This window comes from Bradyrhizobium sp. Unk1 (assembly GCF_059512345.1).
The window spans coordinates 123,376-146,498 of the sequence record NZ_JCAMOP010000006.1 but is presented as its reverse complement, the minus strand read 5'-3'; the positions used below and the strand labels follow the sequence as shown (position 1 = coordinate 146,498).

Genomic DNA, 23,123 nt, shown 5'->3' with positions numbered 1-23,123 from the left:
CGTTCACGAGCGGCTGCTACGCACTCCGTCATTGCGAGCGTAGCGAAGCAATCCAGAATTTTTCCGCAGAGACAGTCTGGATTGCTTCGTCGCTACGCTCCTCGCAATGACGGCGCTAAGCGCTCCGTCCCCAAGCAACGGATATCGATGACATGAAACCCGCCCTCCTCTCCGCCTGGCAAACCTGGGCGCTGCTCTCGGCCTGCTTTGCGGCGCTGACTGCGATCTTCGCCAAGGTCGGCGTCGAGAACATCAATCCGGATCTGGCGACGTTCATCCGCACAATCGTGGTGCTGCTCGCTTTCTCGGTGCTGCTGTTCTTCACCGGACAATTCGCGGTGCCGTCGGCGGTCTCGTCGAAGACTTGGCTGTTCCTGGTGTTGTCGGGGCTCGCGACCGGCGCATCCTGGCTGTGCTATTTCCGTGCGCTGAAGCTTGGCCCCGCGACGCTGGTGGCACCGATCGACAAGCTCAGCGTCGTGCTGGTGGCCCTTTTCGCCTTTGCCTTTCTCGGCGAGCGTCCGACTGGACAGGGCTGGCTCGGCATCGCCATGATCGGCGCCGGCGCGGTGCTGCTGGCTGTGAAGTTTTGAGGGGCGGAACCAAGGTGGCGTGAGATCGGTTTCTGGCCAGTCGCTTCCTAGCCTCGATCGAGAGACCGATGTCGAGCCAAGCCTCCCATCTTCCCACCGACCAGACGGGACGCGCCGGCCGCGCGCTGGATGCGGCCAACTTCTTCCTCGCCGACGTCCGCGACGGGCTTGGGCCCTATCTTGCCGTCTATCTCCTCACCGAGCAGCACTGGGACGAGGCGCGCATCGGCCTCGTGATGTCGATTGCGACCATTGCCGGCATCGTGGCGCAGACGCCGGCCGGCGCGCTGATCGATGCAACGCGGGCGAAGCGGCTGGCGATGGTCATCGCCGCCATCATGGTGACGCTGGCGTCACTGTCGCTGCCGCTGTTTCCCACCTTCCTGCCGGTCGCGGTCTCGCAAGGCATCGCACAGGCCGCCGCGGTGATCTTTCCGCCCGCGATCGCCGCCATCTCGCTCGGCATCTTCGGTCATGCCGCCTTCACCCGGCGGATCGGCCGCAACGAGACCTTCAATCACGCCGGCAATGCAGTCGCCGCCGGGCTGGCGGGACTTTCCGCCTATTGGTTCGGTCCGACCGTGGTGTTCTACCTCCTCGCGGCCATGGCGGTCGCAAGCCTCGTGAGCATTCTCGCGATCCCCGCTCGCGCCATCGACCATGACCTCGCCCGCGGACTGCACGAAGCCGATATCGGTGACCTGCCGGAACAGCCCTCAGGTCTCGCGGTGCTCCTGACCTGCCGCCCCCTCCTCGTCTTCGCGGTCTGCGTCGTGCTGTTTCACCTGTCCAACGCGGCCATGCTGCCGCTGGTCGGGCAGAAGCTCGCGCTGCAGGACAAGAACATGGGCACCAGCCTGATGTCGGCCTGCATCGTCGCAGCGCAAATTGTGATGGTGCCGTTCGCGATGCTGGTCGGCGCGAAGGCCGATCGCTGGGGCCACAAGCGTTTCTTCCTCGCCGCATTGTTGATCCTGCCCATTCGCGGCGCGCTCTATACGCTCTCCGACAATCCGTTCTGGCTGGTCGGCGTGCAGCTTCTGGACGGCGTCGGCGCCGGCATCTTTGGCGCGATCTTCCCCGTGATCGTCGCCGACCTCATGCGCAACACCGGCCGCTTCAACGTCGCGCAGGGCGCCGTCATCACCGCCCAGAGCATCGGCGCGGCGCTGTCCACGACGCTTGCGGGCCTTGTCGTGGTCGGCGCCGGCTACAGCGCGGCGTTCATCACGCTCGGCGCGGTCGCCGCGATCGGTGCCATCGTCTGCCTCCTCGCTTTGCCCGAGACCCGGCAAGCACAGGGGAAGACAGCGGCTCCAGCATCGGTTATCGCTGCCGAATGAACCGACCAAACCTCAAGGACTGAACGTGCCGTCTGACGCCATCTGGGCCTGGAGCATCATCGTCGCCGCGACCGCAGGCGTCATCTTTCGGCCCTTTCGCCTGCCCGAGGCGATTTGGGCCGTGATCGGCGCCGGCGCCCTGGTGCTGCTCGGGCTCCTGTCGTGGCAGGATGCGCTCACAGGCATCGAGAAAGGCGTCGACGTCTATCTCTTCCTGATCGGCATGATGCTGATCGCCGAGCTCGCCCGGCTCGAAGGCCTGTTCGACTATCTTGCCGCCCTTGCGGTCGAATATGCAGCCGGCTCGCCGCAGCGGCTGTTTCTGCTGATCTATCTCGTCGGCACGGTCGTCACCGTGCTGCTCTCCAACGACGCCACCGCGATCGTGCTGACGCCCGCCGTCTACGCCGCGACGCGCGCGGCCGGCGCCAAGCCGCTGCCCTATCTCTTCGTCTGCGCCTTCATCGCCAACGCTGCGAGCTTCGTGCTGCCGATCTCGAACCCGGCCAATCTCGTGGTGTTCGGCTCGCGCATGCCGCATCTGACCGAATGGCTGCGTCAGTTCGCCCTGCCCTCGCTCGCCTCGATCGTACTGACCTATGTCGTGCTGCGCCTCACCCAGCATCGCGCGCTGAAGGCGGAGACCATCGAGCGCCGCGTGCCGCACAAGGTGCTCAGCCGCGGCGGCAAGCTGACCGCGATCGGCATTGTCGCGATCGGCGTCGTGCTGATCACGGCCTCCGCGCTCGACAAGCAGCTTGGCCTGCCGACCTTCATCTGCGGCGCCGTGACGACCGGCCTCGTCCTGCTGCTCAGCCGTCAGTCGCCCATGCCGGTGCTGAAGCACGTGTCCTGGAGCGTGCTGCCGCTGGTCGGCGGGCTTTTCGTGATGGTGGAAGCACTGGTGAAGACTGGCGTGATCGGCCATCTCAGCGCACTTCTGCACGAGGCCGTCGCGCAGTCCGTACCCGGGGCCGGCTGGAGCGTTGGGATCGCCACCGCCGTCGCCACCAATATTGCCAATAACCTGCCGGTCGGCCTCGTCGCCGGGTCGATCGTGGCCGCCGATCACCTGCCCACCTCGGTCGTCAGCGCCATCCTGATCGGCGTCGACCTGGGACCGAACTTCTCGATCACCGGTTCGCTCGCGACCATCCTGTGGCTGGTTGCGCTCCGCCGCGAGAAAATCGAGGTCGGCGCCTGGCCCTTCCTCAAGCTCGGCCTGCTGGTGACGCCGCCGGCCCTGATCGCGGCCTTGGCTGCCGCGATCAGGTAGCTTGCGGGATCAGTCGTTCTCGTAGCCGTAGACTTCCGGCAGGATGAAGATTGCGGCGAGCAATCCGATCAGCGGGAAGATCGCGACCATCAGCGTGGCATTCGCCTGGCCGATCGCCGCGAACACCGTCGGGAACAGGAAGATCGCCAGGAACGACGGCAGCTTCACGAACATGTAGGCGAAGCCGCTGGCCGTGCCGCGATACTTGGGCTTCGCAACCATGGTCGGGATCGTCATGCAGTTCGACGCGTCCCAATAATGGCCCCACAACATGGCGGCCGCCGCGAACGGCAGCAGGATCTTGTTGTCGGTGTAGAGCGCGAAGGCCGCGACCAGCAGCGATGCCAGCACGATGCTGAAACCGGCGATCGAGATGCCGCGGTGGCCGATCTTCGGCGTCAGCAGCGGACCGACCCAGCCAGACAGAGCCGCGAAGGAAAACAGCGCCATCGTCACCAGATTGATGCCGAGCACGCTCGACACGCCAACCATCACGAACAGCACCGGCAGATAGAATGCGAAGGTCGAGAACTCGCTGCCTTGGGCGAAACAGGCGATCCAGCCATAGATCGTGGCGCGCCAGCGGATCGGGTCCTTCCTGAGGTCGGCGATGAAGGCTCGCGTGCTGACCTTCGGCACCTGCACGTCCTGGTCGGGAAGCATGTCGAGATTGTCGTTGAACATCTCGCGCGCGACCTTCTTGGCCTCGCGGTAACGCCCCTTCTGCACCAGCCACACCGCCGTCTCCGGCACGTCGTGACGCATGATCAGGATGATCAGCGCCGGCACCGCGCCGAGGCCGAGCGTCACCCGCCACAGCATCTCGTGCTGCATGTCGATCAGCAGGAAGATCACGATGACGCCGATGGTGAGAACTTCACCGACGGCGAACATGAATTGCCAGCGATTGCCCATGACCTCGCGCTCACCCTTGGCCATGGATTCCATGATGTAGGTGTAGCCGGTCGAGATATCCGAGCCGAGCGGAATGCCGAGCAGGAAGCGGATCACGATGAGCCAGGTGACATTAGGTACGAAAGCCTGCGCCAGCGCGAGCACGATGAACAGCACCATCGTCACCAGGAACATGACGCGGCGGCCGATCTTGTCGGAGAGCCAGCCGCCGAGCAGCGCGCCGATCAGGGCGCCCCCCTGCGTGCCGGCTGCAGCGAGACCCAGCATCAGCGGATCGGGATTGTACTGCTCCTTGATGAAGATCAGCACGAAGGCGATCGAATAGAGATCCCAGGCTTCGACCAGGATCGAGGCCATCATCAGCCAGCCGACCTTGTTGCCCTTGGGACTGTAGTTCGTGATGAGGTAGCGGACCGCGGCTTCGCTCGCGGTCGGTTGTGGCATCGCCGTCGTTAACATCTTTGGTCCTCTCTTCAAAACTCTCTTACGTGCCGAGCAGCGGCTCGATGCTGCAATCGAGCAGGCGCGGATCGATCCCCGCCTCCATGCCCGTGAACATGTGGTCCATGTAGTTGATCAACGCATCGCTCGCCTTCACGGCGTCCTCGACATGGCGGCCGGCGACCGCAACGAGAATGGCGAGGTGGCGATCGATCGTGCCCGACAGCTCGGCCTGTCCCGGCATGAAGCGATGGTGGATGTAGCCGATGCGGCGGTACAGCGTGTGCAACGGCCGCAGCGTGTGCACCAGGAAGGGCTCGCCGGCGGCTTCCAGCACCAGCGCGTCGATGCGGCGATCGATGCTGTTGAATTCGTCGAGGGTCAGGGTGGCGCGGCGCTCGCGCAGCAGACGCTCGATGTGCAGCGCCTGATTGCGATGCGACAGGCTGGCGCGATCGGCCGCGAGCCGCACGACAAAGCGCTCCATGTCGCGGCGCAAGGCCAGCAGCATCCGCTCGCGCGCAAGGTCGATCGGCGCGATGTGCAGGCCGTGGCGCGGACGGATGATGATGAGCGTGTCGGCGGAGAGACGATTGACGGCGTGATGCACCGGCGTGCGCCCGAAGCCGGTGATGTGCTGCAATTCCAGCATCGTCATGAATTGTCCGGGCTTGAGCTCGCAGTGGACGAGCAGCTCTTCGATCCTCTGGTAAGCCAGCTCGAAGAAGTTGAGCCGGTTGCGCCGGGAAGGCTTGCCCTCGCCGTCGTCCTCGTTTCTCACCACCTCGAGCGCGCGCTTGCGCCGTGCCATGTCGTCCTCCTGTCAGCCGCGCTCTCATTGCTGGGTGGCGCCTTAGTTGTGGGACCCTTAAAACATGTTGTGATATATTACAAGCAGGCGTAAGACGTTCGCGCGACCTGCAACATGTTGCAGTGCGAAATGAGACGTCAGGCGCGAGGCGCCTGTGATGGGAGGATTGTTGCCGTGAAGATCACGTCGATCGAGACGCTGCGCACCGAGGAATTTTCCAACGTCATCTGGGTGCGCGTTCACACCGACACGGGCATGATCGGTCTCGGCGAAACCTTCTATGGCGCGGGCGCGGTCGAAGCGCAGATCCACGACACCTTTGCCGGCCGCCTGCTCGGCCGCAATCCGCTGCACATCGAGGCGATCCATCGCGACATGCTGAACCTGCCGATGGCGCAATCCTCGACCGGCGTCGAGTATCGCGCAGCTTCCGCAATCGACATCGCGCTATGGGATCTGTTCGGCAAGGTCTGCAATCAGCCTGTGCACCAGATGCTCGGTGGCCTCTGCCGCGACAAGCAGCGCATCTACAACACCTGCGCCGGCACGCAATATGTCCGCTCGACCAATATCAGCCCGGTCGCCAACTGGAATCTCGGCGCCTCCAAAGGCCCCTACGAAGACCTCGACGGCTTCATGCACCACGCCGACGCGCTGGCCGAAAGCCTGCTGGAGAGCGGCATCTCCGCGATGAAGATCTGGCCGTTCGATCCGGCGGCCCAGGAGAACAAGGGCCTCTACATCACCGCAGCCCAGATGAAGCGGGCGATCGAACCGTTCGAGAAGATCCGCAAGGCCGTCGGCGACAAGATGGAGATCATGGTCGAGCTCCACTCGCTCTGGAACCTGCCGACCGCCAAGCAGATCGCGCGCGCGCTCGAGCCCTACAAGCCGACCTGGTACGAAGACCCGATCCGGATGAACTCGCCACAGGCGCTGGCCGAATATGCCCGCTCGACCGATGTCTGGGTCTGCGCCAGCGAGACGCTGGGCTCGCGCTTCCCCTACAAGGACATGCTCGACCGCGACGCCATGCATGTGGTGATGGCGGATCTGTGCTGGACCGGCGGCCTGACCGAGGGTCGCAAGATCGCGGCGATGGCCGAGACCTATCACCGCCCGTTTGCGCCGCATGACTGCATCGGCCCGATCGGCTTCATCGCCGCCATCCACATGTCGTTCAGCCAGCCCAACACGCTGATCCAGGAATCGGTGCGCGCCTTCTACAAGGGCTGGTACAATGAACTCGTCACCACGATGCCGACGATCAAGGACGGTTTTGTCTATCCGATGGAAGGACCCGGCCTCGGCGTCGACCTTCTGCCCGCCGTATTCGACCGCTCCGATCTGACCGTGCGTCGCTCCAACGTCTGAGGATTTCTTGAGATGAGCACCGCCCTCTTCGACCTTTCCGGCCGCACCGCACTCGTAACCGGCTCCTCCCGCGGCCTGGGCCGCGCCATTGCCGAGGGCATGGCCAAGGCCGGCGCCAGGATCATCATCAACGGTGTCGATCCCAAGCGTGTCGAACAGGCAGTCGGCGAGTTTCGCGCTGCCGGTCATCAGGCCGAGGGCGCTGCGTTCAACGTCACCGACGAGCCCGCGATCGTCGCGGCGTTCAACGACTTCGACCAGAAGGGCATTGCCGTCGACATTCTCGTCAACAATGCCGGCATCCAGCACCGCAAGCCGCTGGTGGAGTTCACCACCGACGAGTGGCGCAAGGTGATCGAGACCGACCTCACCAGCGCCTTCGTGATCGGCCGCGAGGCCGGCAAGCGCATGATCCCGCGCAAGCACGGCAAGATCATCAATATCGGCTCGCTCGGCAGCGAGCTCGCACGCCCCACCATCGCGCCCTACACCGCGGCCAAGGGCGGCATCAAGAACCTCACCCGCTCGATGGCGGTGGAGTGGGCCCAGCACGGCATCCAGGCCAATGCGATCGGCCCGGGCTACATGCTGACCGACATGAACGAGGCGCTGGTCAACAACACCGACTTCAACAATTGGCTGATGGGCCGCATCCCCTCAAAACGCTGGGGCAAGCCGGACGAGCTGGTCGGTGCTGCGATCTTCCTCGCTTCGGATGCTTCGACCTATGTCAACGGCCAGATCATCTATGTCGATGGCGGCATGATCGCCGCGATGTAATCGCGAACGCTAAGGGAACGAGACCATGCGCGCCGTCGTCATCCACGCCCCGAAGGACCTGCGGATCGATAGCTATCCCGATCCAGCCCCCGCCCCGGGCGAAGTCCGCGTCAAGATTGCGAACGGCGGCATCTGCGGCTCCGATCTGCACTACTACCATCACGGCGGCTTCGGCGTCGTGCGCATCCAGCAGCCGATGGCGCTGGGCCACGAGATCGCCGGCGTGGTCGCGGCCGTCGGTGACGGCGTCACCAATGTGAAGCCGGGCACGCGCGTCGCCGTCAATCCGAGCAGACCGTGCGGCCACTGCCTGCATTGCCAGGAAGGCATGCGCAACCAGTGCCTCGACATGCGCTTCCTCGGCAGCGCGATGCGCTTCCCCCATGTCCAGGGCGGCTTTCGCGAGTTCATCACAGTCGATGCCACCCAGGCCGTGCCGATCGCGGACAAGCTGTCGCTGGCGGAAGCCGCGGTGGCCGAACCGCTCGCGGTGTGCCTGCATGCCGGCAAGCAGGCCGGGCCCCTCCTCGGCAAGCGCGTGCTGATCACGGGTTGCGGGCCGATCGGTGCGCTGATGATCTTGGTCTCGCGCTTCGGCGGCGCGTCCGAGATCGTGGTGACCGATGTCGCCGACGCGCCGCTCGCGGTCGCAAAGAAGCTCGGCGCCACCCACGCCATCAATGTCGCGACCGATGCCGCAGCGCTCGATCCCTGGCGCGCCGGCAAGGGCGTGTTCGACACCCTGTTCGAGGCCTCGGGCAACCAGGCCGCGCTCCGCACGGCGCTCGACGTGCTTCGGCCGGGCGCGACGCTGGTGCAGCTCGGTCTCGGCGGCGAGATGACGCTGCCGATCAACTCCATCGTCGCCAAGGAATTGCAGCTCCGCGGCACCTTCCGCTTCGACCCCGAATTCGAGCTCGCGGTGCGGCTGATGGGCGAAGGGCTGATCGACGTGAAACCGCTGATCACGGCCACCATGCCGTTCGAGAACGCGGTCGCCGCGTTCGAACTCGCCAGCGACCGCTCGCAATCGATGAAGGTGCAGCTGACGTTCTAGGGCGGGTATCGCGGTTACTGGCTCCCGATCAGCTTATCGCTGACCAGCCGGACCGCGCCCCGTTTCCACGAATAGTCCGCGCCCATGCGCAGGCCGCTGTCGCCACGCGACAGCACCGCACCGGTCCTGGCATCGCGGACCTGGAAGCCGAGCGTGTATTCGGTGCGGCTGACCCGCCGCACCACGCCGATCAGCGACTGATCCGCGCCGAGCGTCTGCGCGATCGCCGCCTCGCAGCCATCGCAGTCGCGCAAGCCTCGCGCCTTCACCACCTCGCCGCTTGCGCTGCCAACGTCAACGAGGCGGTAGCGGCCGGATTGGCCGAGAGCCTCGCGCACGCTACCGGTAACCTCGGCCAGATAGGATGCATCTGCGGCCGCGAGGCCGGCGGTCGGTGCCGCGGTGTTGTCCTCAAGTTCGAAATCGAACACGGCCAGCGCGACCGGCGCAGGCGTGGCGAGCGCGGCCATGACCTCGCGAGACACGAAAATCTCGGCACGTTCCCATGATTCATCATTGTCGCCGCGGAAGGTGTAGAGCTTGTCCATCACGAGCTTCTTGGCGCCGACGTCGATGACGGCGACCTTGGCCCATTGCACCAGCGTGCTCGTTTTCTGGATGCCGCCGATGACCTTGAATGCCGCGCCATCCTGGGCAGACGGCACCGGCCGGTAGCGGCCGTCCGCACTGATATCCCGCCTGAGCGCGGCCATGAACGCCGACAGCCGCCGCTCATGGGCGGCGGTCTGGTTGGCCGGCTCGGCCGACGTATCGGTGTAGCTGAAATCGTCCATGGCAACGCCGATGGCGTCCCCGGCGCCGGCCGGCGAAGAGGCCGCCAGGAGGCCGACGAGGAGGAAAGCAGAGAGGATCAAGCTGATACGGCGCATGCGGGCCTCGTGTCATGGAGCGGCGGCGCAATCTGGACGGCAACCTCATGCCATGCAGCCGTCCCCGTCCCGGCGCGTACCGGGAAAATTTCACGACGTTGCACCGCGGTATGCGCAGCGCTTTGCCCCGCTTGCGTTCTGCCGTTTAATGCTTGGGCGACAATTCCGTTCGCGCCAGGTGCCCGCCGATGTGGAACCGCCCGAGGTTCGATCTCAAGGTCCGTCTGACGTTGCGCGTGGCCGCCATATCGGCCGCGTGCTTCGCCGCGATCTCCGCCTATTTCCTCATCACCGCCGACCGCGCGGCCCATGGGCGCCTCGACGACATCGCCGCCATCGTGGCCAAGACACTGGAGCTGCAACAAGGCAAGATCCAGTGGGTGGCGAGCCCGCGCTCGGACTTTCCCAACCTCGACCCCGTTTCGGCCTATGTGATGACGCCCGGCCTGTGCCTGGCGTTCCGCGGCGTGAGCGGCGACATCCTCCAGCGATTCTGTAGCGGCGCGCCGATACCGGCGAACCCGCCGCCGCAGGTCTTCGCGACCTTCTATCGCAGCCTGTTCGACCCCGGCCGCGAGGCGACCCGGCCCGTGATCGTGCGCGGAACGAAGCTCGGCGAGACCGTGGTCTCGGTCGATCCGGCCGTGCAGACGGCCGACGCCTGGCACGAGGCCGGCCGCCTGATGCTCGCGCTTGCGATCGCGCTGCCGCTGTTGTGCGTCCTGGTCTACGCCGCGCTGGCGCGTGCGCTGCGCCCCACCCGCATGATCCGCTCCGGCCTCGAACGGATCGCCGCCAATGACCTTTCGACGCGGCTGCCGCCGTTCGATCTCGCCGAGCTGTCGGCGATCCGCGACGTCTTCAACCATCTCGCCGAAAGCCTCGACACCGCGCTGGCCGAGCGCAGCGAATTGACGCGGAAACTGATCGCACTCCAGGACGAGGAGCGCCGCCATCTCGCGCGCGAGCTGCATGACGAGTTCGGCCAGTCGCTGGCCGCCATCCGCGCGCTCGCTTCCTCAGCCCGCCAGACCGCCGTCCAGGACTGCCCCTCCCTGCTTGGCGAGTGCGACGGCATCGCGCGGACCGCAACCGGCATGATGGAGACGCTGCGCGGCGCGCTGTTCCGGCTGCGCCCGCCCGACGTCGAGGAGCTCGGGCTCGTGGCGAGCCTCGAAGGCCTGGTTGCGGGTTGGAACGGGCGCAGCCGCGGCCAGACGCGGTTTTCGATCCGGTTCGACGGTGCGTTCGCGACCCTGCCCGCCACGATCAGCGCGAGCCTCTACCGGATCGTGCAGGAGGCGCTCACCAACGCCGCCAAGCATGCCGGCGCCACACGGGTAAGCCTGGAGCTTGCGATGCGTGCCGACGAGATCGCACTTGCGATCGACGACGACGGACGGTCGAACGATCCCGCCGCGAAATCCGGAATGGGTCTGCTCGGCATGCGCGAGCGCGTCGCGGCCTTGCGCGGCCAGTTGAGCTTCGAGGCCGCGCCGAACGGCGGCTCCGCGCTGCGCGTGGTCATTCCGCTTGCGGGTCTCGATCGGCAGCCACTGGAGCGCGCGGCATGAGCGCGGCCGATGCGACCATTCTGCTGGTCGACGACCATTCCGTCGTCCGCGAGGGCTATCGCTCCGTGCTCCAGAAGCAGCCGGGGCTTCGCGTCATCGCCGAAGCCGCCGACGGTGCCGAGGCCTACCGTCTCTTCAAATCCGAGGCGCCCGACCTCGTCATCATGGATCTGAGCATGCCCGGCATCGGCGGCATCGAGGCCGTCAGGCGCATCAGGCAATGGGACAAGGCGGCACGGATCCTGGTCTTCACCATGCACGAGAATGCCGGCTTCGCCGTGCAGGCGATCCGCGCCGGCGCGCGGGGCTATGTCACCAAGACCAGCCCGCCGGAGACGCTGGTGCGCGCCGTGATGGACGTGCTCGCCGGCAAGATCGCCATCAGCCCCGACATCGACCACGAGCTCGCGCTCAGCCGTATCAGCGGCGAGAGCTCGGCCGCCGACGTGCTCACGCCGCGCGAGTTCGAGGTGCTGCGGCTGCTGCTCGCCGAGAACACGACGGAGGAGATCGCCGAGACGCTGCATGTCAGCCCGAAGACGGTGGCGAACCTGCATTCGCTGATCAAGGACAAGCTCGGCGTCGGCTCCGACATCGAGTTGGTCCGGCTTGCGCTCCGGCAGGGCCTGCTGACGCAGGCCGATCTCGGCGAAGCCCGGTCGCTCAGGCCAGATAACGCGTGAGATAGCCTTCCATGGCGTAGAGCGCGCAGAGCGCCAGGCTCGACCACACCGCGGCGGTGAAATACAGGAACATCCAGGTCAGCTCGCCCTTCCAATGCGCGATGTCGTGGGTCACCACCCAGCGCGTCGCGACGTCATGCACGCCTTCGAGGAAGCCGAGGAGCTTGTTGCCCTCTTCATGCCCTGCCCGCCAGCGGCTGAGATACATCGGCACGTCGACGGTGACGAGGAAAGCGAGGAAGCAGGCGATGCCGATGATGCCTGACATCAGCGCCCAGCGCACCGGTCCCTGGAATTCCGGCATGAGGCGGCACAGCGCGATGCCGGCGAGGAAAAACGTCACCGCCCACAACGAATTCTCGATCGCATTGTAGAGGAAGTTCGTGGTGACGACCGCGTACCAGGAGAAGCACTCCGCGATGATGATGATGGGCACGATCACCAGCGCGATGTTCACCGCGGTCTCCGCCCCCGTCATGTGACCTAGCTGATGCAGGATGATCGCCCATTGCGCGACGAAGCACAGCTCGGCCACGGTCGCGACGGTGCGGCCGACGAATACGCTGGAGAGCCAGGTGTCGAACAGGCAGATGCGCTGCACGTCGGCGCGCGGCAGGAACGATCGGAACGCGCAGCCGAACACATAGCCGGCGCAGAGCAGGAACATCAGCCCGATATCCGAACCGCCGCCGGCGCTGCCGGCAACCGTCGGATAGAACTCGCGGTACAGCATGAACCAGACGAGGATGTTGGCCGCACTGACAAGCGTCAGAGAGCCCCACCACCACGCGAGGGGATTTGACCGCGCCTGCCACTGCAACATGAATCGCTCCGCCGTAACCGATATGACATCCAGCAGTAGCAATTCTGTCATAAATCAGCGGCACGACGCGACAAAAATCTACGTTATGGCGCTGTCATAATTGGCCTGCGCGCTGTCATATTCGCGAAGGCTGCTAAAAACTTCGCGATGGAAAGCACCGGCCCTAATCATGAGTATGAATCGCGACGAACTCTTTCGGCATCGCAAATATGTCCCGCTGATGCGGACGACGAAGCGAGCGCTCGGCGCTACTCAATAACCTTGATCTCCTTCCAGAGTTCGCCGCTCTTTTTCTGCATGGACGTAAGAATTTGGCGAAGACTTGGAGCGTCGGAAGACTTGGAGCGTCGGAAGACTTGGAGCGTCGACGGAGTCGCGGCAACGACAACCTCTTTGCCCAAGGCGGCCCAAGGCGAGGAGATCATGACGTTTCATGGATGGCCCAAAAAGAACATCTGCAATCCAAGGCCGCAGAACGACGCTCCTTGATAGCGATGAGAACGGAGCCCGTTCTGTCCACATGTCGGACAAAGTCAGGTAAATACTATATCTATTCGACAATATTGGTTTGTTCGTCCATAAGAAGGCTATGGTCCAAACTATTCGGTCCAAAGCGCCCCAAGCTTCCTCGTCCGCCGCCGCGGTGCTGGCGTCGCGCGGCGATGATGCCGCGTTCGCGACGACACTCGCAAAGGGCCTCGTGGTGCTCGAAGCCTTCAAGGCCGGCACGACGTTGCTCGGCAACATGGAGCTGTCGATTCTGACGGGGATTCCGCGACCGACGGTGGCGCGGCTGACGCATACGCTCGCCGAGCTTGGCTATCTTCGCTACGATCCCGATCGCGCCAAATATCGCGTCGGCGCGCGCACACTTCACATGGCGCATCCGCTGCTCGCCGACATGCAGTTCCGCCAGGTCGCGCGCCCCATGATGCAGGAGCTTGCGCAGAGCGTGCGCGGCACCGTCTCCATCGGCCTGCTGGATGCGACCTCCATGATCTATGTCGAGACCGCGCGCTCCGGCGACGTCGGCCCGCACGTCCCCGACATCGGCATGCCCATTCCCGTGGTCATGACGGCGATGGGCCGCGCCGCGGCTGCAACCTTGCCGCAGACCGATGCCGCGCTCCTCGAAGAGCGCCTCGCAAGCGAGGACGCCGAACTCTGGTCAGCCTTCCGCGAAAGATACCGCGCCGGCCTTGTGCAATGCGCGAGCCGTGGCTTCTGCATCTGCTGGGGCGAATACATGGCCTCGATCCACGCCGTCGCGGCGCCGCTGTTTCACGCGAGCGAAACCAGGCAGTCGTTCTCGATCAATTGCGGCATCCCCGCGTTCCGGCTCCAGCCGGGCCAACTGGAGGGCGAGATCGGCCCGCGCATCGCGGCACTCGCCGATAGCATCCGCGCTATCGTCGGCACGGCAAGGCCGGCGGAGACACAGAAACAAAACAAGAAGAGGGCCAGGAGATGAACAAGAACACTGGCGCTCCACCCCCGGGAGGCCGACATGACCATCACACGCCGAACATTGCTGGGCACCCTCGCCCTTTCCCTGTCCGGATTTCCATTCGCCGCGCGCGCTGACGCCTGGCCGTCGCGCCTGGTGCGGCTGATCTCGCCCTACGGGCCCGGCGGCTCCAACGACATCTCGCTGCGCCTCCTTGCCGAAGAGTTCGGCCGCAGCCTGCACCAGCAGTTCATCGTCGAGAACAAGCCGGGCGCCGGCACGCGTATTGCGAATGACCTCGTCGCCCACGCGCCGGGCGACGGCTACACGTTTCTCTACGTCGCGGCGCCCTACGCCACCGCAGAGGCGCTGTTCGGCACGCTCACCTACGATCGCGGGGATCTCCAGCCCGTCGCGATGGCGGTGATCGCGCCACTGTTCCTGATCATCAGCGCCGATGCGCCGTTCAAGACGCTTCCCGAGCTGATCGCCTACGGCAAGTCGAAGCCGGACGGACTGACCTTCGCCTCGCCCGGCGCCGGTTCGCAGCCGCATCTCGCCGGCGAGCTCCTGTTCCGGGATGCCGGCGTCAAGGGACTCAACATCCCCTTCCGCGGCGACGCGGCCTCCTACACCGAGCTGCTTGCGGGCCGCGTCGATGCGACGCTGACGGCGCTGCCGACCGCGCTGCCCTACATCCAGAGCGGCAAGTTCAGAGTGCTGGGCGTTGCCTCCAGCGAGCGCAGCCCGCTCTATCCGCAGGCGCCGACCTTGCGCGAACAGGGATTTCCGAAGGTGATCGCCGCCGGCTGGTTCGGCTTCATGGCGCCGGCCACGACGCCGCGGCCGCTCGTCGACAAGCTTCAAGCCGAAGTCGCGCGCGTCCTCGCCACCCCTGCCGTAAAGGACAAGCTCACCGCCCAGGGCCTGGAAGTGCGCGCGAGCAGCGCCGCAGAGTTCGGCCAGTTCATCGACAACGAGACGCAGAGATGGACCGTGCTGATCCGCGAGGCCGGATTGAAGGGGGAGTGAAGAACGAGTGAGGCGGCGCAGTTCTCTCATCCCTCATGGCCGGGCTTGCCCCGGCCATCCACGCGCCTCCGCACACGACGCCAGACGTGGATGCCCGGGCCTTCGCCTCGCCGAAGCGGCTTCGGCCGCGCAGGCGGGTCAAGCCCGGGCATGACGACTGAAGGTGCCGCTACCTCTTCATCCCACCCACATACGCCGCCAGCTTATCCAGCGTCTGGTAGCCATATTCGACGGCACCGAAGCCGATCATGCCGTCGCGCTGCTCGGTGCTCGAGGCCAGTTGCCGCATCATCAGCACGGTCTTGCCGTTGCTCTGCTCGGCAAAGGTGATGGTGAAGCGGAACATGCCGGGATCCTCGTCCTGGTCGACGCCGTGATCCATCTCCATGAGCGACGGCCGCTCGATGCGGCGGAAGCGCATGCGGTTCGGATAGACGGTGCCGTCGGGGCCGATCATGTTGAAGCGCCAGACGCCGCCGACGCGCACGTCGATCTCGAAGGTCTCGAGCTTGAAGCCCTTCGGCCCGAACCATTGCGGGAGATGTTTTGGATCGGACCACGCCTCGAACACCAGGTCGCGCGGCGCGTCGATCACGCGCGACATCACGATCTCGCGGTCGATCGACCATTGCGACAGAACGGGATTGGCAGAATTCGTCATCACTCAGAACCTTTCCGTTTGGTTGTGCGGGACGGCCGTTTGGCGGCCGCCCTCTCCTTCTCTTTCTTCAGTTGCATGACGTAAGCCTCGAACCGGTCGAGCCGCGCCTCCCAGATCGCGCGCTGCTGCTGGAACCAGTCCTCCGCGCCGACGAGCGCGTCCGGGCTGAGACGGCAGGTGCGCACGCGGCCGGATTTCTCCGACTGAACGAGCCCGCTCGTCTCCAGCACATGGATGTGTTTCATGAAGCTCGGCAGCGCCATCTCGAACGGATCGGCGAGCTCGCCGACCGACGCCTCGCCGGCGCACAGCCGCATCACGATCGCCCGCCTCGTGGGATCGGCAAGGGCTGCGAAGACATGGTCGAGCTGGGATAGTTGGTTAGCCATGAAGCTAACTATAGACCCGCCACCGCCCGGCGTCAATAATTGTTAGCCCACAAGATAAGTATTTTTCCGCAAGCTCCCGCCGCCGGAACCCACAACGCGCAATCGTGAATTGGGGCAGCCGGCCCTCCCCGTTAGAAGAGACAGGGGGCGCATCGCATCATGCGTCAGAGCCGTGCCGTCTGTTGTCACCTCATCACACCTCACCCGGCGGGCCCTCGCACGGGCTGCGCTGGTTCCCCTCGCGCTTGCCTGGTCGCGTCGCGCATCGGCTGATTCCGACATGATCGCGCAGATGCGCGACATCGTTGCGGGTGAGCTGACCCCGACCATGACGCCGGACCAGCCGGGCGGCCTCGCCGCCGCGCTCTGCGCCGGCGGACATGTCGAATTCTTCAACTATGGCTTTGCTGACGACGCCACGCGAAGGCCTGTCACACCGGATACGTTGTTCAACCTCGGTTCCCTGAGAAAGCCCTTCGAGGCAACGCTGGTGGCGCTGGGCTCGCTCCGCGGCGAATTGCGGCCCGACGATGCCCTGCCAAAATATCTGCCCGAGCTGACCGGCGACTATGTCCGCCGCGTCACCGTCGGCCAGCTCGCCACGCACACGTCGGGCATGCTGCTGTCGACCGACCATCCACCTTGGCCGAACGACTCGTTCTCGCGGGCGCAGTTCATCGACATGTTCAACGCCTTCGAGCCGCAGACCGGCGAAGCGCCCGGCAAGCAGCGCATCTACAGCCACGCCTGTTACGTGCTGCTTCAGCTCGTGCTCGAGCGCTGCTACGGCACCCCGATCGCAACGCTGTTCGATCAGCGCATCCTCAAACCACTTGGCATGAATGCGACCTCCGTGCCCGAACGCGGCGAAGACAGCCGCGCCGTCATGGATGCGGCGTGGATGCAGCGCGTGGTCCAGGGCTATTCGGATCAGGGCACGCCGATCGGCCCACCCGGCAACCAGCAGAGCTATTTTGATTTTCCCGGCACGGGCCAGATGTTCTCTTCCGCGCGGGATCTCGCGGCATTCGTCGCCGCCAACGTCGACGGCCGCTCGATCGACCCGCATCTGCGCGAGGCGTTGCGGCTGACTCAGCGCGAAGTCTTCCGGGTTAACGACAAGTTCGGCGAGGCGATGGCCTGGGAGAATGTGCGCCTTCCCGACGTCACCATCGTCGACAAGCCGGGCGGCCTCAACAACGCCTCCGGCTATCTCGGTCTTGTGCCGGCGCGACGGATCGCCATGGTCCTGCTCGCCAATCGCGGCGAATATCCGCATGAGATCGTTCGCTACAAGGTCCTGCCTGCACTGGCCAAGCTCGTGGCTTCGCACTGAACTTGCTCGCAGAAACAGAAAGCCCCGGCAGAGCCGGGGCTTTCCACACCAGGATCGGAACGGGATGCTCAGTACCTGGCGACGACCGGTCCGCCGAACTTGTAGTTCACGCCGACGCGCACGATGTTCGACTTGAGATCGACCGAGTGGGTATAAACGTTGCTCGGATATTTCGTTACGCCGCCGACCAGATTGGTGCTGGTCACGCTGGCGCGGCCAAGATCGACATAGAGATATTCGGCCTTGAGCGACCAGCCGCCACCGACGGCATATTCGGTGCCGACGCCCGCGGTCCAGCCGAGGCGCGTGTCGCGGATCGTGCCCGACTCGGTCGCGGCCGCGAACGTGTCGGTGAAGTTGAAATTGCCCTTCACCTCGGAGATCGCCGCGCCGCCCGTCGCGTACAGCAGCCAGGTCGGAGCCACGAGGAAGCCGATGCGGCCACGGATGGTGGCGAGCCAATCGGCCGAGACCGACGACGACACATTAAAGCCTGTCGGGGCGCAGCAGGGATAGAGCGCAGAGCCCGTCGCGCTGCCCTTGAAACCGAAATAGTTGATGTCACCTTCGAGGCCGAGCACGGCGTGGTTGACTTGCCAGTTGTAGCCCGCCGTAAAGCCGCCGGTCACGCTGGAGCTGTTGACGCCCTGGGCGCCGACCGTGTTGATGGCGGGGACGCTGCTCGCCGCAAAATAGCCGGTCGGAGAGAACACCGTCGAGGTGTTCAGATCGGAGTTGCCCCACTGCCCGCCGACATTGCCGCCGATGTAAAAGCCGGTCCAGTTGTAGGCTGGCGCCATGACCGGCGCCTTGGTGTATTGCGCCGCGAGGTCGGCCGCCTGCACGGATGCGGTGCCGAGCACAATCGAAGCGACCGCCAGCAAAAGCTTCTTCATTCCAATCTCCATTCCCCCACGCGCTTGATCTCGCGTTTTCGATACGCGCTGGTGGGAGCCATCCGGCGCAGATCGGGAATAGGCGGAGCATGTCTGTTCGTCTCGGTCTGCGGCGCAGTTCGTATGGACTGTGACGTAGTCGGTGACTTATCGCGCAAGACCAGCGACGAGTGTGACCCGAACGCCACGCGTCGCCCCGCCGCAGCGGCGCACCGCGCAAGCCACGCGTCGCGTTACGACAAGTGCACGGAAATGGCGGAGCGAAGCCGCGCGCCGACTCACACCGAGCGCGTCAGTCCGCCGTCGACGCGGATATTCTGGCCTGTGATGTAGGCCGCGCCGTCGGAGGCCAGGAACGACACCGTCGCCGCGACCTCCTCGACCTTGCCGTAGCGCTTCATCGGCACGCTGTCGCGCCGCGCATCGGTCTGCGGCAGGCTGTCGATCCAGCCCGGCAGCACGTTGTTCATGCGGATGTTGTCGGCGGCGTGGGTGTCGGTGAAGATCTTGGTGAAGGCGGCAAGGCCTGCGCGGAACACCGCAGAGGTCGGAAACATCGCGCTCGGCTCGAATGCCCAGGCGGTCGAGATGTTGATGATGGCGCCGCTCTTCTGCGCCTGCATCACCGGCGTCACCAGCCGGGTCGGCCGGATCACGTTGAGGAGATACGTGTCGAGACCGGTGTGCCACTGCTCGTCGGTGATCTCCGTGATCGCCGCGCGCGGCCCGTGGCCGGCGCTGTTGACGAGCACGTCGATGCGTCCCCATCTGGCCATTGCCCCGTCGACGAGCCGCTTCAGATCATCGTTCGACTGGTTGGAGCCGGTGACGCCGAGGCCGCCGAGCTCGACTGCCAGCGCCTCGCCCTTGCCGGAGGACGACAGGATCGCGACGCGAAAGCCGTCGGCCGCGAGCCGCCGCGCAGCCCCTGCCCCCATGCCGCTGCCGCCGGCGGTGACCAGTGCGACCTTCTCTGCTGCCATGACCGATCATCCCTGTGTTGAGGCGAGCCCCGGGCCCGGCCTATCATGAGGCCTTCTACCGCCGGACCTGCCGCCAGGTCCACCGCCCAAGGCCCGTCAAGGCATCCGTCATGAGCGATCTGCAGATCCGCAATTTGCGCCCCGAGGAGATCGCCACCGCCGTCGACTGGGCCGCGGCCGAGGGCTGGAATCCGGGCCTCGGCGACGCCGCCTGTTTCGCCATCCCGGACGAGAAAGGCTTCTTCGTCGGCGAGATCGACGGCGAGCCGGTCGCAACAATCTCCTGCGTCAATTACGATGATCGCTTCGCCTTCCTCGGCTTCTACATCGTGCGCTCAGGCTTTCGCGGCGCGGGCCACGGCCTGCGCATCTGGAACGCTGCGATCGCGCATGCGGGCGCTCGCGTGATCGGGCTCGACGGCGTCGTCGCGCAGCAGGACAATTACAAGAAGTCCGGCTTCCAGCTTGCCTACGCCAATATCCGCTACGGCGGCATCGCCGCCGCGCCGCCGAATCCGCCCGCCGAAATCGCAGCCCTCGACAATGTCCCGTTCGCGCTCGTTGAAGCCGACGACGCGACCGTGTTCCCAGCCGCGCGCAGCACCTTCCTGCGCGCCTGGATCAACACATCAGGCCATCTCGGCGGCGCGCTGCTGCGCGACGGCAAGCTCGCGGCATGGGGGGTGATCCGGCCCTGCCGGACCGGACACAAGATCGGCCCGCTTGTCGCCGACGACCGCGGAGCGGCGGAAGCGATCGTGCAGGCGCTGCTCGCGAGCGCAGGCGGCGGCGAAGTCTTCCTCGACGTCCCCGCGATCAATCGCGAGGCCATTGCGCTCGCGGAATCTCTCGGGCTCAAGCCGGTGTTCGAGACGGCGCGGATGTACACAGGGCCGATCCCGCCACTGGGGATCGACCGCATTTTCGGCGTGACCAGCTTTGAGCTGGGCTAGCTGAGCGGGCTAGGCTGCTCAGTAGCAGCGCATGATGTTGACGGTGTGCTCGCCACCGCCGCGGCCGGGCACCGTCACCTGCTCCGTCGGGCAGCTTGGCACATAGGGCCGGTCGGACGGCACCACGTTCGGCGGGAAGCGATGGGTCCAGTCCCAGGGAACGTCGTACGTATAGGTGTAACGCACGTCGGTGGAGGCCGGCTGCCCGGCATCGACGAAAGGCTGGTTATAGCCTGCGTTGTCGTAGAACCCGCCGCCGCCCGGCCAATAGACCCAGGGCGTGTTGCGGCCGCGGAACCGGGCGCCAGGACCGATCTGCGGACGCGCGATCGCGCCGGAAGGCGCCATCCCGTGCGCGGCGGTGGCGGTGGCGCCGGGCCTGGCAAAACCGTCATTGGCAGAAAGGAGCAGCGCGGCTGCGCTGAGCGAGGCGAAGAGCGCCCCATATGATCTGGACATCATGATACGCACCAACTCGTTTGGCTTCGGCGGCTCCCCACCGCACGCTAGGCCGGGCCGTCACCCACCCGCAAACCTATAATTAATTGTTGGTTAAGGCACGGGATTAACGGGGTACCCAGTGCGGCAGAACGCCCGGAATTCTGTGCTGATTTCAGACACTTCGTTCCGGGGAATGCCGTCCTCTTGACCGGTTGATCGGAGTTGATCGCGCTCACCGAATCGGCGGTGGCAATTTTGCTTGAAGGCGTTTCCTCCGTCATTGCGAGCGCAACGAAGCAAGCCAGGGTTTTGCCGCGGAGGAATTCTGATTGCTTCGCTGTGCTCGCAATGACGGCGCTGAGGCGTTGAGTGCAATGACCGTGATCTCGTGCCCGATAACGACGAATCCGTGGATGCCTGGTCACCCCCCATCACATCTGCATGCTCCCCGGGACTTGTAACAAAACTGTCATGCAGCAAAACTAAACGATGGCCGGGGGCCGCGGTCGCGGCCATTGCCGCCTCACCGCAGGAGATTTCGATGCGCCGTTCACTGGTGTTGCTGTCCGCCGGACTGACAGTCTTGTCCACCGGACTAGCCTCCGCCCAGAACAACACGCCCCGCAACCTGATCCTGTTCATTCCGGACGGTCTGCGCGCGCTGAAGGTGACGCCGGAGACCGCGCCGGCGATGGCCGAGGTTCGCGACAAGGGCGTCAATTTCAAGAACCCGCATTCCCTCTTCCCGACCTTCACCATGGCCAACGGCTCGGCGATGTCGACCGGTCACTATCTCGGCGACACCGGCGTGTTCTCCAACACGATCTGGACCAACTATACGTCTGTCCCCGCCGGCGACACCGTGGTCCCCTTCATCGAGAACGACGCCGTGCTCGGCGACATCGACGAGCATTTCAAGGGCGACTATCTCAACGAGGAAACCGTCCTGAAGATGGCCCGCGACAAGGGCCTCAGCACGGCGGCGATCGGCAAGGTCGGCCCGACCTACCAATGGGACCACACTGACAAGCCCGAGAAGCCCGGCCAGCATTCGATCGTCATCGACGATTCCACCGGCGGCAAGAACGGCGTGGCGCTGTCCGACGAGATGAAAGACGCGCTGACCAAGGCCGGCCTCCCCCTCACCACCCCGAGCCGCGGCGACAACGGCAAGGCCGGCGACGCCAAGACGCCGGGCACCATTGTCGCCAATGTCGCGCAGCAGGCTTATTTCGCCGACGTCGCCGCCAAGGTCGTGCTGCCGATGTTCAAGGCACGCAACAAGCCGTTCGTACTGGTGTTCTGGTCGCGCGACCCTGACGGCACCCAGCACAACCAGGGCGACAGCCTCAACCAGATCAAGCCGGGCATCAACGGCCCGAGCACGATGGCGAGCATCAAGAACGCCGACAACAACCTCGCCCAGCTCCGCAAGGCGCTCGACGAGCTCGGGCTGGCCGCGAATACCAACATCATGATCCAGGCCGACCACGGCTTCTCGACCATCTCCAAGGAGAGCAAGACCAGCCCCTCGGCCAAGGTCAGCTATGACGACACGCCGAAGGACTTTTTGCCGATGGGCTTTTTGGCAATCGACCTCGCCAAGGCGCTCGACCTGCCGCTGTTCGACCCCAACGACAAGAACGCCGCCGTCACCGGCAACGCCCATCCGAAGGCCGGCAACGGCGTGCTCGGCAAGGATCCGACCAAGCCTGACCTCGTCATCGCCACCAATGGCGGCTCGGACCTGATCTACCTGCCGAACAAGGACAAGAAGCTGGCGGTCAAGACCGTCAAGGCGCTGCTCGAGCAGGATTACGTCTCCGGCCTGTTCGTGGACGACTCGCTCGGCCGCATCCCTGGTACCCTGCCGCTGTCGAGCATCAATCTGCGCGGCAAGTCGGCGACGCCAACGCCGGCGATCGTCGTCAATTTTCGCTCCTATGCGAGCGATTGCGGTGAGGCGCCGACCAACTGCTCGGTGCAGGTCGCCGACACCGTGCTGCGCCAGGGCCAGGGCATGCATGGCAGCTTCAGCCGCGGCGACACCATGAACTTCATGGCCGCGATCGGTCCGGACTTCAAAGCCGGCTATGTCAGCCAGATCCCCGTGAGCAATGCCGATGTCGGCATGACGGCCGCCCAGCTCATGGGCCTGCGCAGCTCGCAGAACGGCGGCCTGGTCGGCCGCGTAATGTCGGAGGCCCTGCCCAACGGCATCGTGCCGAAGGCCTATACCGGCACGCTGAAGTCCAAGCCCGCCGAGGGCGGCCTGGTGACCGTGCTGAACTTCCAGCGCGTCGGCAGCCAGCGCTATTTCGACGCCGCCGGATTCCCAGGCCGCACGCTCGGGCTCGAGCCGAACACCGACAAACAAAAAACGGCGGGGAAATAACCCCGCCGCCGTCTGTCGCGCCTCGCAAGG

At 65.2% G+C, this 23,123-nt stretch carries 22 protein-coding genes; 13 read left to right on the top strand and 9 right to left on the bottom strand.

Translation table 11 applies throughout. The features are described 5' to 3' along the window. Positions 1–152: 152 nt before the first annotated feature. From AC5ZFO_RS09805 to AC5ZFO_RS09795, 3 genes are all read left to right on the top strand, one after another. Entirely contained in the window at positions 153–593 is a 441-nt protein-coding gene (locus AC5ZFO_RS09805) for an EamA family transporter (RefSeq protein WP_166342232.1), read from the top strand. Positions 594–661: 68 nt separating this feature from the next. Further along, positions 662–1,936 carry an MFS transporter gene (locus AC5ZFO_RS09800; RefSeq protein ID WP_282520994.1) on the top strand — a complete coding sequence of 425 codons (1,275 nt, stop codon included), beginning with the start codon at positions 662–664 and terminating at the stop codon, positions 1,934–1,936. A gap of 25 nt (positions 1,937–1,961) precedes the next feature. Then, complete coding sequence (locus AC5ZFO_RS09795; protein WP_282520995.1) at positions 1,962–3,212, top strand: arsenic transporter; 1,251 nt, start codon at positions 1,962–1,964, stop codon at positions 3,210–3,212. 9 nt (positions 3,213–3,221) lie between these two features. On the opposite strand, the gene AC5ZFO_RS09790 is transcribed toward AC5ZFO_RS09795, so the two are convergent. After that, positions 3,222–4,586 carry an MFS transporter gene (locus AC5ZFO_RS09790; protein ID WP_282520996.1) on the bottom strand — a complete coding sequence of 455 codons (1,365 nt, stop codon included), beginning with the start codon at positions 4,584–4,586 and terminating at the stop codon, positions 3,222–3,224. Between the two features lie 25 nt (positions 4,587–4,611). Then, complete coding sequence (locus AC5ZFO_RS09785) at positions 4,612–5,379, bottom strand: GntR family transcriptional regulator (RefSeq protein WP_282520997.1); 768 nt, start codon at positions 5,377–5,379, stop codon at positions 4,612–4,614. A 174-nt stretch (positions 5,380–5,553) separates the two neighbouring features. Between AC5ZFO_RS09785 and AC5ZFO_RS09780 the strand changes: the two genes are divergently transcribed. The 3 genes from AC5ZFO_RS09780 to AC5ZFO_RS09770 are packed head-to-tail and all read left to right on the top strand — an operon-like array spanning position 5,554 to position 8,590. Next, a complete protein-coding gene (locus AC5ZFO_RS09780) occupies positions 5,554–6,753 on the top strand; it encodes a mandelate racemase/muconate lactonizing enzyme family protein (protein ID WP_166342234.1) in 1,200 nt (399 codons plus the stop codon). A gap of 12 nt (positions 6,754–6,765) precedes the next feature. Then, entirely contained in the window at positions 6,766–7,533 is a 768-nt protein-coding gene (locus AC5ZFO_RS09775) for an SDR family oxidoreductase (protein ID WP_282520999.1), read from the top strand. Between the two features lie 25 nt (positions 7,534–7,558). After that, entirely contained in the window at positions 7,559–8,590 is a 1,032-nt protein-coding gene (locus AC5ZFO_RS09770) for an L-idonate 5-dehydrogenase (RefSeq protein ID WP_282521000.1), read from the top strand. Between the two features lie 14 nt (positions 8,591–8,604). Here AC5ZFO_RS09770 and AC5ZFO_RS09765 read toward each other — a convergent pair whose 3' ends face one another. Then, complete coding sequence (locus tag AC5ZFO_RS09765; protein ID WP_282521001.1) at positions 8,605–9,480, bottom strand: DUF3280 domain-containing protein; 876 nt, start codon at positions 9,478–9,480, stop codon at positions 8,605–8,607. Between the two features lie 188 nt (positions 9,481–9,668). Between AC5ZFO_RS09765 and AC5ZFO_RS09760 the strand changes: the two genes are divergently transcribed. Together AC5ZFO_RS09760 and AC5ZFO_RS09755 are read left to right on the top strand one after the other, a co-directional pair. Further along, positions 9,669–11,054 carry a HAMP domain-containing sensor histidine kinase gene (locus AC5ZFO_RS09760; protein ID WP_282521002.1) on the top strand — a complete coding sequence of 462 codons (1,386 nt, stop codon included), beginning with the start codon at positions 9,669–9,671 and terminating at the stop codon, positions 11,052–11,054. Beyond that, positions 11,051–11,737, top strand: coding sequence for a response regulator (locus tag AC5ZFO_RS09755; RefSeq protein ID WP_282521003.1), 687 nt, complete (start codon positions 11,051–11,053; stop codon positions 11,735–11,737). Before AC5ZFO_RS09760 ends, AC5ZFO_RS09755 begins: the two co-directional genes overlap by 4 nt. Here the strand turns inward: AC5ZFO_RS09755 and AC5ZFO_RS09750 are convergent. Further along, positions 11,718–12,560, bottom strand: a complete 843-nt coding sequence (locus tag AC5ZFO_RS09750) for a hypothetical protein (RefSeq protein ID WP_282521004.1) — start codon at positions 12,558–12,560, stop codon at positions 11,718–11,720. The genes AC5ZFO_RS09755 and AC5ZFO_RS09750 overlap by 20 nt on opposite strands. Positions 12,561–13,149: 589 nt before the next feature. Here AC5ZFO_RS09750 and AC5ZFO_RS09745 point away from each other — a divergent pair. Both AC5ZFO_RS09745 and AC5ZFO_RS09740 read left to right on the top strand, forming a co-directional pair. After that, positions 13,150–14,031 (top strand): IclR family transcriptional regulator, encoded by an 882-nt coding sequence (locus AC5ZFO_RS09745; RefSeq protein ID WP_282521005.1) that lies wholly within the window; start codon positions 13,150–13,152, stop codon positions 14,029–14,031. Between the two features lie 36 nt (positions 14,032–14,067). Further along, the gene (locus AC5ZFO_RS09740; RefSeq protein WP_282521006.1) at positions 14,068–15,039 is read left to right on the top strand and encodes a Bug family tripartite tricarboxylate transporter substrate binding protein; all 972 of its coding nucleotides are present in this window, start codon (positions 14,068–14,070) and stop codon (positions 15,037–15,039) included. A gap of 169 nt (positions 15,040–15,208) precedes the next feature. On the opposite strand, the gene AC5ZFO_RS09735 is transcribed toward AC5ZFO_RS09740, so the two are convergent. Both AC5ZFO_RS09735 and AC5ZFO_RS09730 read right to left on the bottom strand, forming a co-directional pair. Beyond that, positions 15,209–15,700 carry an SRPBCC family protein gene (locus AC5ZFO_RS09735; protein WP_282521007.1) on the bottom strand — a complete coding sequence of 164 codons (492 nt, stop codon included), beginning with the start codon at positions 15,698–15,700 and terminating at the stop codon, positions 15,209–15,211. Beyond that, on the bottom strand, positions 15,700–16,089 hold the full coding sequence (locus AC5ZFO_RS09730) for an ArsR/SmtB family transcription factor (protein ID WP_063982661.1): 390 nt from the start codon (positions 16,087–16,089) through the stop codon (positions 15,700–15,702). The genes AC5ZFO_RS09735 and AC5ZFO_RS09730 overlap by 1 nt, the downstream gene beginning before the upstream one ends. Before the next feature lie 280 nt (positions 16,090–16,369). Here AC5ZFO_RS09730 and AC5ZFO_RS09725 point away from each other — a divergent pair, with 280 nt between their 5' ends. Continuing rightward, entirely contained in the window at positions 16,370–17,425 is a 1,056-nt protein-coding gene (locus AC5ZFO_RS09725) for a serine hydrolase (RefSeq protein ID WP_496122008.1), read from the top strand. Positions 17,426–17,493: 68 nt separating this feature from the next. Here AC5ZFO_RS09725 and AC5ZFO_RS09720 read toward each other — a convergent pair whose 3' ends face one another. Continuing rightward, positions 17,494–18,321 carry an outer membrane protein gene (locus AC5ZFO_RS09720; protein ID WP_496122007.1) on the bottom strand — a complete coding sequence of 276 codons (828 nt, stop codon included), beginning with the start codon at positions 18,319–18,321 and terminating at the stop codon, positions 17,494–17,496. Between the two features lie 278 nt (positions 18,322–18,599). Continuing rightward, positions 18,600–19,304 (bottom strand): SDR family oxidoreductase, encoded by a 705-nt coding sequence (locus AC5ZFO_RS09715; protein ID WP_282521010.1) that lies wholly within the window; start codon positions 19,302–19,304, stop codon positions 18,600–18,602. A 110-nt stretch (positions 19,305–19,414) separates the two neighbouring features. On the opposite strand from AC5ZFO_RS09715, the gene AC5ZFO_RS09710 reads away from it, so the two are divergent. After that, positions 19,415–20,257: a GNAT family N-acetyltransferase gene (locus tag AC5ZFO_RS09710; RefSeq protein ID WP_282521011.1), complete on the top strand. Its 843-nt coding sequence runs from the start codon at positions 19,415–19,417 to the stop codon at positions 20,255–20,257. An 18-nt stretch (positions 20,258–20,275) separates the two neighbouring features. Here the strand turns inward: AC5ZFO_RS09710 and AC5ZFO_RS09705 are convergent, their stop codons facing one another. Further along, positions 20,276–20,719 carry a hypothetical protein gene (locus tag AC5ZFO_RS09705; protein WP_282521012.1) on the bottom strand — a complete coding sequence of 148 codons (444 nt, stop codon included), beginning with the start codon at positions 20,717–20,719 and terminating at the stop codon, positions 20,276–20,278. Positions 20,720–21,239: 520 nt separating this feature from the next. On the opposite strand from AC5ZFO_RS09705, the gene AC5ZFO_RS09700 reads away from it, so the two are divergent. After that, complete coding sequence (locus tag AC5ZFO_RS09700; RefSeq protein WP_282521013.1) at positions 21,240–23,093, top strand: alkaline phosphatase family protein; 1,854 nt, start codon at positions 21,240–21,242, stop codon at positions 23,091–23,093. Positions 23,094–23,123 lie beyond the last annotated feature (30 nt).

Excerpts from the sequence above, each read along its gene's own strand:
- AC5ZFO_RS09805 (WP_166342232.1), top strand. The coding sequence starts at position 153 with ATGAAACCCGCCCTCCTCTCCGCCTGGCAAACCTGGGCGCTGCTCTCG.
- AC5ZFO_RS09800 (WP_282520994.1), top strand. The coding sequence starts at position 662 with ATGTCGAGCCAAGCCTCCCATCTTCCCACCGACCAGACGGGACGCGCC.
- AC5ZFO_RS09790 (WP_282520996.1), bottom strand. The coding sequence starts at position 4,586 with ATGTTAACGACGGCGATGCCACAACCGACCGCGAGCGAAGCCGCGGTC.
- AC5ZFO_RS09785 (WP_282520997.1), bottom strand. The coding sequence starts at position 5,379 with ATGGCACGGCGCAAGCGCGCGCTCGAGGTGGTGAGAAACGAGGACGAC.
- AC5ZFO_RS09775 (WP_282520999.1), top strand. The coding sequence starts at position 6,766 with ATGAGCACCGCCCTCTTCGACCTTTCCGGCCGCACCGCACTCGTAACC.
- AC5ZFO_RS09770 (WP_282521000.1), top strand. The coding sequence starts at position 7,559 with ATGCGCGCCGTCGTCATCCACGCCCCGAAGGACCTGCGGATCGATAGC.
- AC5ZFO_RS09765 (WP_282521001.1), bottom strand. The coding sequence starts at position 9,480 with ATGCGCCGTATCAGCTTGATCCTCTCTGCTTTCCTCCTCGTCGGCCTC.
- AC5ZFO_RS09760 (WP_282521002.1), top strand. The coding sequence starts at position 9,669 with ATGTGGAACCGCCCGAGGTTCGATCTCAAGGTCCGTCTGACGTTGCGC.
- AC5ZFO_RS09755 (WP_282521003.1), top strand. The coding sequence starts at position 11,051 with ATGAGCGCGGCCGATGCGACCATTCTGCTGGTCGACGACCATTCCGTC.
- AC5ZFO_RS09750 (WP_282521004.1), bottom strand. The coding sequence starts at position 12,560 with ATGTTGCAGTGGCAGGCGCGGTCAAATCCCCTCGCGTGGTGGTGGGGC.
- AC5ZFO_RS09745 (WP_282521005.1), top strand. The coding sequence starts at position 13,150 with ATGGTCCAAACTATTCGGTCCAAAGCGCCCCAAGCTTCCTCGTCCGCC.
- AC5ZFO_RS09740 (WP_282521006.1), top strand. The coding sequence starts at position 14,068 with ATGACCATCACACGCCGAACATTGCTGGGCACCCTCGCCCTTTCCCTG.
- AC5ZFO_RS09735 (WP_282521007.1), bottom strand. The coding sequence starts at position 15,700 with ATGACGAATTCTGCCAATCCCGTTCTGTCGCAATGGTCGATCGACCGC.
- AC5ZFO_RS09730 (WP_063982661.1), bottom strand. The coding sequence starts at position 16,089 with ATGGCTAACCAACTATCCCAGCTCGACCATGTCTTCGCAGCCCTTGCC.
- AC5ZFO_RS09725 (WP_496122008.1), top strand. The coding sequence starts at position 16,370 with ATGATCGCGCAGATGCGCGACATCGTTGCGGGTGAGCTGACCCCGACC.
- AC5ZFO_RS09720 (WP_496122007.1), bottom strand. The coding sequence starts at position 18,321 with ATGAAGAAGCTTTTGCTGGCGGTCGCTTCGATTGTGCTCGGCACCGCA.
- AC5ZFO_RS09715 (WP_282521010.1), bottom strand. The coding sequence starts at position 19,304 with ATGGCAGCAGAGAAGGTCGCACTGGTCACCGCCGGCGGCAGCGGCATG.
- AC5ZFO_RS09710 (WP_282521011.1), top strand. The coding sequence starts at position 19,415 with ATGAGCGATCTGCAGATCCGCAATTTGCGCCCCGAGGAGATCGCCACC.
- AC5ZFO_RS09705 (WP_282521012.1), bottom strand. The coding sequence starts at position 20,719 with ATGATGTCCAGATCATATGGGGCGCTCTTCGCCTCGCTCAGCGCAGCC.
- AC5ZFO_RS09700 (WP_282521013.1), top strand. The coding sequence starts at position 21,240 with ATGCGCCGTTCACTGGTGTTGCTGTCCGCCGGACTGACAGTCTTGTCC.